The sequence below is a fragment of the Bacteroides sp. GD17 genome (genome assembly GCF_038448625.1).
Classification (GTDB): Bacteria; Bacteroidota; Bacteroidia; order Bacteroidales; family Bacteroidaceae; genus Bacteroides.
Map to the genome: position 1 here is coordinate 1 of NZ_JBCEZS010000022.1, position 15300 is coordinate 15300.

11 protein-coding genes are annotated in these 15300 nt (G+C 49.2%); 8 read left to right on the forward strand and 3 right to left on the reverse strand.

All coding sequences use genetic code 11. The annotated features are described in order from the left end of the window. The first annotated feature begins 101 nt into the window (after positions 1-101). The 7 genes from AAE250_RS22350 (at position 102) to bioD (ending at position 8321) form a co-directional block, all read left to right on the forward strand. A complete protein-coding gene (locus AAE250_RS22350; protein WP_294601801.1) occupies positions 102-1973 on the forward strand; it encodes an LruC domain-containing protein in 1872 nt (623 codons plus the stop codon). Positions 1974-2160: 187 nt separating this feature from the next. Next, positions 2161-2628, forward strand: coding sequence for a hypothetical protein (locus AAE250_RS22355; protein ID WP_294601799.1), 468 nt, complete (start codon positions 2161-2163; stop codon positions 2626-2628). Then, positions 2625-4883 (forward strand): adenosylmethionine--8-amino-7-oxononanoate transaminase, encoded by a 2259-nt coding sequence (gene bioA, locus AAE250_RS22360; protein WP_294601797.1) that lies wholly within the window; start codon positions 2625-2627, stop codon positions 4881-4883. The genes AAE250_RS22355 and bioA overlap by 4 nt, the downstream gene beginning before the upstream one ends. Before the next feature lie 127 nt (positions 4884-5010). After that, a complete protein-coding gene (locus AAE250_RS22365; RefSeq protein WP_294601796.1) occupies positions 5011-6162 on the forward strand; it encodes an 8-amino-7-oxononanoate synthase in 1152 nt (383 codons plus the stop codon). Between the two features lie 3 nt (positions 6163-6165). Further along, positions 6166-6822, forward strand: coding sequence for an alpha/beta fold hydrolase (locus AAE250_RS22370; RefSeq protein ID WP_294601794.1), 657 nt, complete (start codon positions 6166-6168; stop codon positions 6820-6822). Then, complete coding sequence (gene bioC / locus AAE250_RS22375; protein ID WP_294601792.1) at positions 6807-7658, forward strand: malonyl-ACP O-methyltransferase BioC; 852 nt, start codon at positions 6807-6809, stop codon at positions 7656-7658. Before AAE250_RS22370 ends, bioC begins: the two co-directional genes overlap by 16 nt. Before the next feature lie 18 nt (positions 7659-7676). Continuing rightward, positions 7677-8321, forward strand: coding sequence for a dethiobiotin synthase (gene bioD / locus AAE250_RS22380; protein WP_294601790.1), 645 nt, complete (start codon positions 7677-7679; stop codon positions 8319-8321). Between the two features lie 6 nt (positions 8322-8327). Here the strand turns inward: bioD and AAE250_RS22385 are convergent, their stop codons facing one another. Both AAE250_RS22385 and AAE250_RS22390 read right to left on the reverse strand, forming a co-directional pair. Beyond that, positions 8328-10055: an ATP-binding protein gene (locus tag AAE250_RS22385; protein ID WP_294601788.1), complete on the reverse strand. Its 1728-nt coding sequence runs from the start codon at positions 10053-10055 to the stop codon at positions 8328-8330. An 84-nt stretch (positions 10056-10139) separates the two neighbouring features. Beyond that, entirely contained in the window at positions 10140-12053 is a 1914-nt protein-coding gene (locus tag AAE250_RS22390; RefSeq protein WP_294601786.1) for a hypothetical protein, read from the reverse strand. Between the two features lie 639 nt (positions 12054-12692). Between AAE250_RS22390 and AAE250_RS22395 the strand changes: the two genes are divergently transcribed. Next, positions 12693-13865 carry a glycosyltransferase gene (locus AAE250_RS22395; protein WP_294601784.1) on the forward strand — a complete coding sequence of 391 codons (1173 nt, stop codon included), beginning with the start codon at positions 12693-12695 and terminating at the stop codon, positions 13863-13865. A 187-nt stretch (positions 13866-14052) separates the two neighbouring features. Here the strand turns inward: AAE250_RS22395 and AAE250_RS22400 are convergent, their stop codons facing one another. Next, positions 14053-15297 carry an ABC transporter permease gene (locus tag AAE250_RS22400; protein ID WP_294601782.1) on the reverse strand — a complete coding sequence of 415 codons (1245 nt, stop codon included), beginning with the start codon at positions 15295-15297 and terminating at the stop codon, positions 14053-14055. Between the last annotated feature and the right edge of the window lie 3 nt (positions 15298-15300).

The window sequence follows — 15300 nt, forward strand, 5'->3', positions numbered from 1 at the left end:
GGGAAGAAGAAGGCGATAACCGTTTGTTTCCATTATTACATATATTACATAATGTGGAGGCAAAGATAAGAATTTAGACATTAATCCCTCAGGGTTTTACGTTGATCCGTGAATACTTCGATTTTGCTACAACAGACGATGTAGCCTTCGACGTAAACTATGGAAAAATTGCGGGAGGTGCTCTGTTAGAAGTGTTTACAGAAAACCCCATTTCTTATGACGAGAACGGAACTTATACTGTTAACGGCGAAGCCAGATATAAAATCTTTGCCGACCAAAACGGATGTTTTAATGGTAAAGTAGAACTTCCTAAAGCTACAAGCAAGGTATATATCTACTCTCCCACTTGGGGAGCTCCTATGTGCATAGAAGCAAATGTAGAAAATGGGCAAGTGAAAGTAAACACAACCGGAGGAAATACTCGTGCAACGGCAGTGACACGTGCAGTTGCCAATCCTACTGTAAAATCTGTCTATTCGAATAAGAAAGTATATTCTATTGTTGAATGGGAAAATTATGGCAAGATCAAAGATGTCAACGAACTTATATCTGAAGGAGATCTGAACGGTCAATTCATACAGAAAGTACAGAATTCATTATGGAAGGGAGCTATCTCTAAGCCGGGCGATGAATTGGATAACAGAAGTTTGGTAAAAGACACCAAGCATGTAAATACAACCATCGTTAAGAGTTATACAAATGATGAAGGACAAACTGTAACTGTAACTGACGCTGAACTGTTCCTGACTTTCCTCACAGAAAGCGGATACTACCAGTCCACCATAGGTTATTACTATTACAAGACGAATGAAGTACCCAACAATCCTAACAATATTGAAAAGTTCATTATCATTCCCAATGTATCTGTCCCTGATAATTACCCTTACGAAGGCGAAAATAGAAACCAGGCCCCAATGGCTACAAATACCAAAATACAATTATTATTCAAAGACGGAAATAAAGTTTCCACCAAATTCCCTGCCGGATATACCATCGGATACTTTATTATTCCTAATGGCTTTAATACCTCTAATAGTAGCATACGTTACAGTGATACCTTTATATATTCGAATAAAGAATGGAATATAGATTATAAAGGTCAACAAGCCCGCTTTATCTCCCTCTCGACCGACGAAGGTACGGTGGTTTATGGTGTAGAAGATGGAGTTGACACCAGCTATGAAGACGTATTGTTCTGTATTGATGCCAACCCGAGCAAAGCAATTGAAGATAATGAACGTCCTCCACTCCCTCCGACTCCTCCGACTCCGGCAGATGAAACATCTTACCGTACCTATGCATACGAGGATATATGGCCGGCCGGTGGCGACTACGACTTGAACGATGTTATCATTGAACATAAGCGTGAAATAATGTTCACGTCAGATAATTATGTTACTAAAGTAGTGGATACATACTTGCCGGTGCAAGCAGCAGGTGCTGCCACATACGTAGATGCTTTTGCCGTGCAATATAACGCTGCCCAACGAGGCACTATAACTCTGCCTAACGGAGCCATAGACGAAACAGAGACAAGTTCGGTTATCCTCTTTGCTGATGCAAAAACGGTCAGAGAGAAACCGTTTGTCGTTACCCGTGAATTTGCAGAGAAGAGTCTACTGAAGAAGGATCTAATTACAAGCATCGAAAGCTTGAACCCGTTCATCATTGCTGAGTATGTAGAGGGAGACAACAACCGGACAGAAGTACATCTTCCCAAGCATAAAGCTACCAGCAAAGCTAATGACGAGCAAATAGGAGCGGAAGATGATGCCTACTATATAAATAAGGACGGCAAATATCCGTTTGCCATCATGATACCGGAAGCAACATCCGCAGAAGCGATCACCCACTTTACTCCAGTAACAGAAACCGTACGCATTGATGTAGAATACCCGGATTTCACAAAATGGGTAGAATCGGGAGGAACAAGCCACAACGAATGGTATTTAAATTATGTACCCTCAAGATAAGAAGAACCACAAAACCAGATAGATTGACTCAAGGAGGCTGTGCAGGTTGTTTCTGTGCAGTCTTCTTTTTTTGTACTCCCCCGCAGCTTCCCGGAAAGAAAAGAAGTAGCAATCGGCATACTTATTGAGAATATTTTTTCTACATTTGTAGCCGCTAAACAAAAAAACTGTACTTGAACAGACGAGCATGAAGAATACAACACCCGCCAGACATACCATCCGTTTCAGACGTTGGAGCCGCAAAGCCTACGCTGCATTTGCCAGCATAGGTCGTTGTGTCACCATCGGCAGCCTGCGCAAGAGTGTTGCAGACAGTTCGCTGTCAAAGCAGAAAACTACGGGAACTGCCGGACATGCCGGTTGCAATTCAGAAAGCGCCTGGAAAGGAAAAACAGAAGGCAGAGAGACGGATATAGGCATCCCGCTGGGCAGTGAAACGGCTCTTATCTGTGAAAAGACGGGAATGAACCTGCAAGTTCTTCTCCCGATACAAGCGGTTTGTTCGTGTGTAAATGCGGGCAGACAGGAAGAGCATAGTCTGCTGAGACAAAGAAATAATACGGGCACGGATTATCGGAATTCAAGCGGTGCATGGACTGGACCGCAACATTCCGGCAATCCGTGCCCTCTTTTTTATAATTACGGAAAACTATGACAACGAAGGAATTAAAAGAACGCGTGCTGCAAGGCTATAGCATCAGCAACGAAGAAGCCGGATGGCTGGCTGTACAACCTGATAAGGAGGCACTGTACGAGGCCGCGCATGAGATAACCCAGGCATTGGCCTCGAAAGAGTTCGACATGTGCTCCATTATCAATGCCAAGTCGGGACGATGCCCGGAGAACTGCAAGTGGTGTGCGCAGTCGTCGCACTACAAGACGCAGGCGGATGTGTACGACCTGGTGGATAAAGAAGAATGCCTGCGCCATGCCAAACACAATGAAGAACAGGGCGTGGCCCGCTTCTCGCTGGTGACCAGCGGCCGGAAACCTTCGCCCCGGCACATGGAGAAGTTGTGCGAGGCTGCCCGCCACATGCGCCGGCACTCGTCCATACAGTTGTGTGCATCGCTGGGACTGCTGAAGGAAGAAGAGTTGCAAGCACTGCACGAAGCCGGCATCACACGCTATCACTGCAATCTGGAAACGGCCCCCTCCTACTTCCCGAACCTGTGCAGCACCCATACACAAGAAGAAAAGCTGCATACACTGCGGGCGGCACGCAACGCAGGTATGGACATCTGCAGCGGCGGCATCATCGGCATGGGTGAAACGATGGAACAACGCATCGAGTTTGCCTTCACGCTGAGAGAGCTGGATGTACAGTCCATCCCCATCAACCTGCTAAGCCCCATCCCCGGCACACCGCTGGAACAGCAGGTACCACTGACGGAAGAAGAGATTCTGACGACCATCGCCCTGTTCCGTTTCATCAACCCGACGGCCTTCCTGCGCTTCGCCGGAGGACGTTCGCAGCTGAGCAAGGAGGCGGTGAAGAAGGCACTGCACATCGGCATCAACTCCGCCATCGTAGGAGATCTGTTGACGACGCTCGGCTCGAAGGTATCGGAAGACAAGGCGCTGATAGAGGAGTCGGGATATCACTTCAGCGACTCGCAGTTCGACAGGGAGCACCTTTGGCATCCTTATACATCGACCACGAACCCGTTGCCTGTATATAAGGTAAAGCGGGCAGAGGGTGCAACGATTACATTGGAAGGCGGACAGACGCTGGTGGAGGGCATGTCCTCGTGGTGGTGCGCCGTGCATGGTTACAATAATCCGGTGCTGAACAAGGCGGCAGAAGAACAACTGGGCAAGATGTCGCATGTAATGTTCGGAGGACTGACGCACGACCCGGCGATAGAGCTGGGGGAATTGTTGCTGCCACTGGTACCGCCGTCCATGCAGAAGATATTCTATGCCGACTCCGGTTCGGTGGCGGTAGAGGTAGCCTTGAAGATGGCGGTGCAATACTGGCAGGCCAGGAGCCTCGCAGCACCGTCGCAGGAGCATTTGGGCAAGAAGCAGAATTTTGTGACCATACGCAGCGGATATCACGGAGATACGTGGAATGCAATGTCGGTATGCGACCCGGTGACAGGAATGCACTCGCTGTTCGGGTCGGCACTGCCCGTACGGTACTTCTCGACGAGACCGCGCTCGCGGTTCGACAGCGAGTGGGATGCCGAGGATGCCATGGACTTGCTGGACATCGTAGAACAGCATCACGAAGAGCTGGCGGCACTGATACTGGAACCGATCGTACAGGGTGCAGGCGGCATGTGGTTCTATCATCCGCAGTTTCTGCGCGAGGCGGCACGGATATGCAGGGAGTACAACCTGCTGCTGATATTCGACGAGATAGCCACCGGCTTCGGACGGACAGGCAAGATGTTTGCCTGGGAACATGCGGGCGTGGAGCCGGACATCATGTGCATAGGCAAGGCGCTGACGGGCGGATATATGACGCTATCGGCCGTATTGACGACCAATGAAGTGGCCGATACGATCTCGAACCACCGACCGGGAGCCTTTATGCACGGGCCTACGTTTATGGGGAATCCACTGGCATGCGCCGTGGCGTGTGCATCGGTGAAGCTGCTGACGTCTGCCGAATATGACTGGCAAGGCAAGGTGAGCCGCATCGAAGCGCAGCTGCAGAAAGAACTGGAGCCGGCATGGGACTTGCCATTGGTGAGGGATGTACGCGTGCTAGGTGCCATCGGGGTGATTGAGTTGATAGACGATGTAGACATGGCATGGATGCAGCAACGCTTCGTAGAAGAAGGTATCTGGGTGCGCCCGTTCGGAAAGCTGGTTTATCTGATGCCGCCGTTCATCATCGAACCGGAGCAACTGTCAAAGCTGACCCGCGGGTTGATAAAGATTATCGGAGAAATGAGGTGATGAATAAATGATAATATATACATCAAGTGAGTCCTTCACTTAGAGTTAAGTGAGGTATTCACTCAGAGTTAAGTGAAGGGCTCACTTAGAGTTAGGTGAAATGTTCACTTAGAGCTAGGTAAATAGAATGAATGCAATAGAACAGATGCAGCACGAGCTGCAAGAACTGAAAGAGCGCAGTAACCTCCGCCGCCTGCCGCAGATGATGCACGACGGACGGGAGGTTGTAGTGAATGGGCAGCGCATGCTGAACCTGTCGTCCAACGACTACCTGGGGCTGGCTGCCGACAAGGCTTTACGGGAGGAATTCCTCCACACCCTGACACCGGAAACGTTCATGCCTACGTCTTCTTCCTCCCGCCTGCTGACGGGCAACTTCAGCGTCTACGAAGAACTGGAAGCCGAGCTTGCCGGGCTATTCGGCACAGAAGCCGCGCTGACGTTCAATAGCGGCTATCATGCCAACACAGGCATTCTGCCGGCAGTAGCCGATACACAGACGCTGATATTGGCGGATAAGTTGGTACATGCCAGCATCATCGACGGCATCCGGCTCTCCGCTGCCCGATGCATCCGCTACCGGCACAATGACCTGGCGCAATTGGAGCGTCTGCTCGGACAGCACCAGACGGAGTACCGACAGATCATCATCGTCACCGAAAGCATCTTCAGCATGGATGGCGATGAAGCGGACTTGAAGGAGCTGGTACGCCTGAAGCAAAAGTACGATAATGTGCTGCTTTATGTAGACGAAGCGCATGCCTTCGGAGTACGGGGCGTGCATGGTTTGGGATGTGCAGAAGAAGCAGGGTGCATCCGGAATATTGATTTTCTGGTAGGTACTTTCGGTAAGGCGGCTGCATCGGCAGGTGCATACATCGTATGTCGGCAGGCGATACGGGAGTACCTCGTCAACCGGATGCGGACGCTGATCTTCACCACTGCACTGCCACCGGTGAACGTGGCCTGGACGCTGTTCATTGTACGCCGACTGCCGGGTATGCAACACCGACGCGAGCACTTGACACACATCAGCCGGATGCTGCGTAAAGCATTGCAAGACCGCGGATATACGTGTCCCAGCACGAGCCACATCGTGCCGATGGTGATCGGTCCCAGTGCCGATGCTGTGCTACGTGCGGAAGAACTGCAACGGAATGGATTCTATGCCCTGCCCGTACGTCCGCCCACGGTGCCCGAAGGGACATCGCGCATCCGGTTTTCGCTGACGGCAGAGGTTGAGGAAAAAGAGATAAGGGAACTGATAACGAAGTTATAAAAAATGAAACAAATATATATCATACACCAGCATCATCCCCGCCTGCTGCTGTTCTTCGCCGGCTGGGGAGCAGACGAGACACCATTTAAGGACTATCGTCCTGCCGAAAGTGATTTCATGCTTTGCTACGACTATCGTACGCTTGACTTTGATGCCACAGGTCTGGACGCGTACCGCGAGATCAACGTCATCGGCTGGTCAATGGGCGTATGGGCAGCCTCCCGGGTGATGCCGCAACTTGCACTGCCGGTGGCAAGCAGCATCGCCATCAACGGCACGCCCTACCCCAGCGACGAACACCTCGGCATCCCGCCTGCCATATTCCGTGGTACACTGGACGGACTGACGGGTGCTTCACTGCATAAGTTCCTCCGCCGGATGTGTGCGGACGGAACTGCTTTCAAAGCCTTTCTGCAAGTCACTCCCCGCCGACCGTTGGAGGAACTGAAGGAAGAGCTGGCGGAAATAGAGCAAATGGGCCCAGCACCGATGTTTCATTGGCAGCAAGCCGTCGTGGGCAGTGCCGACCGCATTATCCCACCCGCCAACCAACTGCAAGCCTGGCAAAAGCGGGACACTCCGGTCCGACAAACCGAAGACGCCCATTACCAAGAAGAATTATTCCGATATTACCTGCAAGACTTATGGACAAACAGTTGATAGCCGAGCGCTTTGCCAAAGCAAGAGGAACCTATACCCGCGAAGCCCGCGTGCAGCAGCAAGTAGCCGAGAAGATGATGGGCATGCTGGGTGCTGCCGCCGCCGTGCCGAGCTTCCGCCATATCGTAGAATTCGGCTGCGGCACGGGCAGCTACTCGCGCCTGCTGCTGCACAATCTGCAACCGGAGACGCTCTTGCTGAACGACCTCTGTCCCGAAATGGAAGAGTGCATCCACGAACTGCTCACTCCCGAAAGCTCCGGCTCCGGTCTCAGTCTCAGTTCCGACTCCGGCTTTGACCCTAATCTCGGTCTCGAACACAAACGCAGTCCCCTCGTCCGCTTCTGCCCCGGCGACGCCGAAGCCCTCGACTTCCCCGAAGCAACCGACCTGATCACCTCCTGCTCCACCCTACAATGGTTCAACGATCCGGCCGCATTCTTCCTCCGCTGCCACCATGCACTGGCACCGGACGGACTGTTCGCTTTCAGCACCTTCGGCCCCAGAAACATGTACGAGATACGCCAACTGACAGGAAACGGACTGGACTATCTGCCACTCGAAGAGCTGCTTGCCCTACTCTCGCCCCACTTCGACATCCTCCTCGCCGAAGAAGAGATGGTCCCCCTGCCCTTCTCCACCCCGCACGAAGTGCTGAAGCACCTGAAGCAAACCGGAGTGACCGGCACGGAGAAGAAAATCTGGACCCGCGGACGCCTGCAAACCTTCAGCGAAGCCTACGTCCGGCAGTTCGGCAACGCGGGGCACAACAGCACGGAAGGCAGCGTCACGCTCACCTACCATCCCATTTATGTCATCGCTAAACGAAAACATTAATCACTAATAAGAAGAACTATGGAATCAAAGATTTATTTCATCAGCGGCATCGACACCGACGCCGGAAAAAGTTATTGCACCGCCTGGCTGGCCCGCGAACTCGTCCGCAGCGGACAGCGCGTCATCACTCAAAAGTTTATCCAAACCGGCAACGTAGGCCACTCTGAAGACATCGACCTCCACCGCCGCCTCATGGGCACCGGCTACCTGCCCGAAGACCAGGAGGGACTCACCATGCCCGAGATATTCTCCTACCCCTGCTCCCCGCATCTCGCCGCCCGCATTGACCATCGCCCCATCGACTTCGACAAGATAGAACGTGCCACCCAGGAACTGGCCCGCCGCTACGACATCGTACTCGTAGAAGGTGCCGGCGGCCTTATGGTCCCCTTGACCGAAGACTTCCTAACGATTGACTACATTGCCCGGAAGCAATACCCGCTCGTCTTCGTCACCTCCGGCAAGCTGGGCAGCATCAATCATACATTGTTGAGTTTTGAAGCCATCAGGCAACGAGGCATCCAGCTTGATACGGTGTTGTATAATCTCTATCCCACAGTGGAGGATAAGACCATTCAGGAAGATACGATGCAGTATATTCAGGATTATCTTGCCAAGCACTTCCCGGGAACGAAGTTTGAGGTGGTGCCGGAAATAAAGTAAAAGTGATTACTTTACCTCTTCGCACTTCACCAGTTCCCAACCTTTGAATTGAAGCAGAAGGCAGCGCAGTACAGTCCCATCACAAAGAGCAAAAACTTTTCTGTCCCGACTGTATTGTTTCAATTGCCTCCTGCCCTCTTCGGCTTGTTCTTCCAGCTCCTTGTCAGTGGCAGTACGTGGCAGATACTTCAGCTCCAGGATATAGCTGTACGCCGTATCCGGATAACGCGATTTATCCGGCAGCAGGAAGAAATCGCAATAGCCGTAATTCATTTCCAATTCGGGCTGTACCAGATAATAAGAAGCCAATGCCAGGTAAGCTTTGAAGAAGCCCTGCAAATTATGTTCGCCCGCTATGGAGTCACGGATAGCGGAGTTTTCTTTATAAGCTTGGGCTATGTACTCAAACAAAGGCTTCCACTGTCCGTCAAAAGCCATATCGTCAATCAAATCCTTCAGATGAGGTAGGTGTACTTCATGATGTTGTTGATAATATTCGCGCAAGAACCCGAAATACTGCTCACGGACACAGTTGTTGGGAATACACATCACGATACGGTCGCCGCGCGTACCACACATCGTAAGCAGTCCGTAATAATAAAGAAGACTACGGAAGTTATCCGGCTCGGCTATTTTTTCTGCCGGGAAAGAGGTATGAAGGTTTACCAATATTTCTCCTTTGGCGGCAATCTCTCCAATGGTACTCATACGGTCTCCACCCATCGTACTCTCATGGTCAAGACGGGCCAGCATCTTCAGCTTGCTGTAATCCGTACGGATATTCTTATCTACCAATTCCTTCGGAGAAGCATTGAAGCTCACCCGATGGCGCAAATAATACAGCGTCATGTCACAATTGAACATTTTTGGATCTGTTTTCAAGCTATCTTCGGCAAAACAATAATTGTCATACCACGGCTTCATTTCCTCAATCATGGCATCTATATCCCCTTTCAACATACCTTCTTCCTGATAGTAACGGAACATCTCCCGGACATCCGTTTCGCTAAAACCCATCATCATGTTGAAATGAGGATCTACGCTGATATTCCAGTCAATATTATATCCACTGGACAAGTCATCCAACGTAACCGGGCTGACGCCCATCATAAAGATACGCTCGAACATACCCTTGAACTGTTTGAAATATTCCCGATAGAAGCCACTGGCATGGGTCAGCTCACGGAAAAGATTCTTGCCTTGTTCGCTCAGAATGACATTCGTAAAGTTATCATACTCATCAATAATCAGATAGAGCAGATGCCCCAAGCGGCGGGCAGTAGCTTCCAGCCAATGTAGTTTCTCGGCAGCCTCGGTAGAAGCTATGATTTCATCCAATCCTTCACCCTGATAATAATCGGCATAGTTCCTGAAAAAATCGTTCAACTGAATGCAGCAATAGTTATTGAAGTTGTCTTCCAGACTTCCACGTCCCAAATTAGCCTTGGAAAAGTCGAAGTAAAGCACCTGATAGATACCTTGCAGTTTCGTGGGATGCTTGCCAATCCATAAGTTACCGAACCGTTCCTCAAAACGGTCTTTCTGCGAGATGTCATAATAAGCACGCATCATAGTAAGGAATACACTCTTCCCGAACCGACGGGGACGGATCAGAAAAAGATAATTCGCGATATCTTCTATCTGTGGAATGAAGTGTGTCTTGTCCACATAATAATAATGCTGGTCTATCAGTCTGCTGAAGTCTGATATGCCGTAGGGTATTCCTTTTGCCATAATGCTTTCATTTTCTATGATGAATGCAAAGTTAAGTTTTCTTTTCTTCTTAACAATCATTCTTTGGAAAATGTTGCTATATCGTTATTCTGAAATAGGACGAACCGCACAGCCATTGTGAAAACCACACCGGCTAAACCCGACAGCACTTTCGTTTAATCCTATGCTACATGCCCTGTTTACATTGGTAGATGTATCATCAGGTGTACCACTCCAATAATAACTGTTTACATGATGTTCTCCTCTTTCATCACGATAACCGGATGCAGGAAATGTAATCGTATTAATAATTTCGCCAGATCTGTAGATATAAGCATAAAACCTATTGCCAGTAGCATTCCATTCCGAACGATAAAGCTTTTTCGACATATCATAGGACTCATTATAATAAGGCAAACGCCAACTGCCTTTTAACTGGGCGCGGCAAACATCATACATAGCATCTCCGACAATAGAATTAGCACCATTTCCATAATCAGCATTATCTGCACTTACCTTCAATCCCGTAATATCACCAAAGCCAAACATATTCCATTGACTGCCTACAGCGCATGTAATGTATCCATCATTTCCACCGGTCTCTATATTTATACCTTCAGGAACGTTATACGGACTATCAACACAACTTTCTGCCGCTGTCTCTTCTGCTGTAGCAATATGGAAAACTGCGTTTGTACTTCCATCATTCTCCATATTCGTTTTGGTAGCTATCAGGTTGCCCGTAGCCCAATAAACAGGTGTCCCAACAGGATAATCAATACCCATATAAAGAGCCACAATCCAATCATTCTTATAATAAACATTGCCAGCCTTATAATTTTCATCCTTCAAGATTGTACTCCCTCCGTCCTTGTCGGGTAAGGTCAAAGTATTATAGACCTCGCCCGCTGTCAACACATGGAAGAATTTGGCAACCTTGGGAATGCACACCCAAATAGCTTTACCGATATACGAACTTAAATCAGCGGTAATGACAGCCTTTCCATCAATAATAGTAGCACTCCCCAAAGTAACTTGTGAGGCAGAAGTTTCGCTATCCCAAGAACCAACCTGCATTTCAAGTCCATCGTAATAATTAGAAGTGCCGGAAGCAACTGTTGTATTTACCGTAAACGATGGTTTCGACATAGAAACCGTTGCCGTGTACATCATCCCTTCCTTGATGATGCAGCTGGCAGAAACAATACCAGTATAAAGATTTCCACCAACCACAGCACTCACTCTAAAGTCAACCAATGTACTGGGCAGAACGTGTAAATAAACTGTAGCTTGGGGAATGGCATCAGAAGATAAGGTAAAAGAGCCGCTCAACGTAAGAGAGCCTGTAATTTCGTTACTATAAGCAGGGGGAGTTTGAGTAATGTCAGCATGAACCTGCGTTTTTAATCCACCGGCAAAGAAAGTGACACCATTTATTGTGTTTCCCTTTGCTTCTGCCGGAAGCTGTAAGGTTACTTTCACTATAGAAGTCAAATGAGCAAAATTGAAGTTCAATGAATGACTTGCATCACCATTGTTTTTGCCGTACATATAAACCTTGCTTTCATCCAAGACGTCGCCGCTCTGTCCTTCCATATCAAGCGTGAGGTCGGTGGCAGCAGCACTTTGCACGCTTTCGTCCAATGCCGGATAAAAAGCATAGGAATCACCCTCCTTATCGGAAATCATTCCCTCGAAAGTAGCCTGGTGGGGATCTTGCATATTTATCCCCGTTTGGACAAAGGTGGCGGGGCCGCCCTCGGCGGCTTTCAGTACGGAGAAGCTCTCTCCCGTATTTTTCCAGGTTACCAGTAGTTTAGCGGGGTTGCTGGCATCATCAAAGCTTAGCCGTGTATTGGGATTTCCCTGCGGCATACCTGCTGTGGCCGTCACCATGAAGCCTGCATCCGCTTCTGGAACGAACGACGCTGCATTCTGCGACAGTTCGCTGCTGCATCCGACAACTGCACAGACAAATATCCCTAAAATTGTATTTATAATAAGTTTGCTTATTTTCATATGATTAATGTTACTTGTAGTAGTAGTTATTGTCCCACGGTTAGAATATCGTTTATCAAATTTTCAAGATCGCTGGTAGAGGCAGTACCGTAACCACTCCTGCTCCGGGAAGAATTTAAAGGGGTTACAGGCATGTCAGGCGATTGTCCGCCACCTAGGCTACCGGCTATCACACCTTCGGTTTCCAATGGTATCACCTCAACGATAGGGGATGTGTAATTCTGTCTCTTTTGCTGCTGCATATTGCTATAAATTAGATAGTTAGTACAAGAAAAGGGAAGCGTTCATTAAACGTTCGTTTTTTGAACGCTTATAAGCCGTTTTCGTATATATTGATATAGCATATAGCTAAGAATGCTGACTATCAGAATAATAAATAGATAAAAAAAGTCATTGATATGTATGACTAACCAGAAAAAAACACTACCTTTGCGGGCGTTCAAAAAACGAACGTCTATTTATACACTTTTCTCTTATAATACACTGATACCATGTGCTTTTCGTTCACTATGAAAGTACATTATCAATTTCTCTCACAAGTAAACCCAAACGAGGGAACTTTTATAAAAAACTCCATGAAAGCCTGTGTTCTCTGTGGCGAAATTCGTAAATTTGCAGCACATAAACGTCCTACGACACATGGAAGCATTAACAATAGATTCAACTGAAAAAATTCTACTCGTTGCTACGGGTACTCTTTTCCTTATCCAAGTCCTCTACTACCTCTGTCTCTACAACCGTATTCATGCCCGCAGCCGCGCTGTGAAACGGGGAGACACACACTTCACCCAGGAACTTCCCCCTATCTCCGTCATCATCTGCGCCCGCGAAGAGTCCGAGAACTTGCGCCGCAACCTGACGGCTGTATTAGAGCAAGACTACCCCAATTTCGAGGTCATCGTCATCAACGACGGCAACACCGACGAGAGCGAAGACTACCTGACCTTGCTCGAAGATAAATATCCGCACCTCTACCACAGCTTCGTGCCCGACTCCTCCCGCTACATCAGTCGGAAAAAGCTTGCCGTCACCCTCGGCATCAAAGCCAGTAAGCACGACTGGCTGGTGTTTACCGACGCCAACTGCCTGCCGCAAAGCAACCAATGGCTGCGCCTGCTGGCACGCAATTTCACATCGCGCACCCAAGTTGTTCTGGGCTACAGCGGCTACGAGCGCGGCAAAGGCTGGCTGCACAAGCGTGCCTGTTTCGACAACCTGTTCACCTCCATGCGCTACCTCGGCTTCGCCTTGTCCGGCAGTCCTTACATGGGCATCGGCCGCAACCTGGCTTACCGCAAAGAGCTCTTCTACCAGCACAAAGGCTTCTCCGCCCACCTCAACCTGCAACGCGGACACGACGATCTCTTCATCAACCAGGTAGCTACTGCCGACAACACACGTGTGGAAACCGATGTAAATGCTACCGTACACATGCAACCCGTTCTGCGTACCAAGGATTGGAAAGAAGAAAAGATCGGTTACGCCTCCACCGCCCGCCTGTATCATGGAGCGCAGCGCTGGTTGGCAGGTTTTGAGACATTGACCCGTCTGGCTTTCTATGGCGCATGGTTAGCTGTTCTCGTCATCGGCATCCTGCACTTCCACTGGCTGGCGGCAGGCATTGCGTTCCTTGCCTTCCTGCTCCGTTTTGTCCTGCAAGCCATCATCATCAATAAAACAGCAAAAGATTTGGAAGAGAAAAGAAGGTATTACTTTACCTTACCCGTATTCGACGTTCTACAGCCGATGCAGTCATTACGTTGGAAGCTATACTGTCTGTTCCGCAAAAAGAGCGGATTCCTTAGAAGATAACACGCTGATAATAAAACGATTGCAGTTTCCTACCGTAGGAAACGAGCGTTTCTGCCCATAGAAACGCCAGTTTCTCCTCATGGGAACGAGCGTTTCCTCTTAATGGAAACTGCAGTTTCCTCTTATGGGAACGGGCGTTCCCTCTTATAGAAACGGCAGTTCCCACGTAAGGAAACGGATGCTTTTACTATTCGTAGCGGATGGAATCAGCCGGATGGATGCGCGTAATAAGATAAGAAGGGCCGAGCAGCATAAGTACAGAGGCAAGTAACGTCCCGGCATTCAGCAGCAGGAACAGCCAGATATTGAAAGAGACAGGAACGGTAGCCATATAATAAGTCTCCGGATCGAGTTTGAACAACCCGAACCAACGCTGAATGAAGTAGAAAGCAAGACCGATAGCATTCCCCCACAACATGCCTTTCCCGATAAGGAAAACCGAGAACCAAAGGAAGACTTTACGGATGGTAAGGTTATTGGCACCCAAAGACTTCAAGATACCAATCATAGATGTGCGCTCGATGATGATAATCAGCAGGCCGGAAACCATTGTAAAACCGGCAACACCTATCATAAGGATAAGAATCACCCAAATGTTTACATCCAATATGCCCAGCCAGGCAAATATCTGAGGATTGAGTTGCTCTACATTGCGGACACAATACTCGGCACCGTAGCGGTCGGGGCGCTCGTCCGTATCGGTGGCTATCTGATAGGTAGCTTCTTCCAGCTTGTCGTAATCACGCAGTTCCAGTTCCACACCACTCACCTGATCGGGTTCCCACTTGTTCAGCCGGTTTACGAGACAAAGGTCGGTAAGCAGGAAGAGGTTATCAAATTCGGAGAAGTTGGTCTGATAGATACCTACTATCGTCAGGCGGCGGGCACGCACATCGTCTTGTATATAGTAAGTGTCGATCTTGTCGCCAAGTTTCAGTTTCAGTTTGTCGGCCAAGGATTTGGAAAGGACCACCCGATTGGAGGAAGCCGAATCACTAAATTGCGGGAACTCACCTTCGAGCAGATGGCGACGGAAGAAGCTGCGGTCGTACTCGGGACCGACACCTTTCAGAACCATGCCCTGAAAAGCATTGGAAGTTTTTATCATCCCGGGCTTCGTGGAGTAGCGCTGCACATGCTTCACTTCGGGATAATCGGTAAGCGCAGCAATCATACTGTCCCCCACCACCACCGGACGGGTTTCGTAAGAACGCGCAGCATCCAGATTGCCTATCTGGATATGGGCACCGAAGCCTACAATCTTATCACGAACCTCACTCTTGAAGCCGACAATCACCGATACGGCAATAATCATCACCGCCAGTCCGATGGCGATGCCAATCATAGCGATGAGCACAGCAGGCCGGGAGACTTGCTTTCCAGGCTCACTGTCTCGATAAATGCGGCGGGCAAGAAATAAGGATAAGCTCATGTT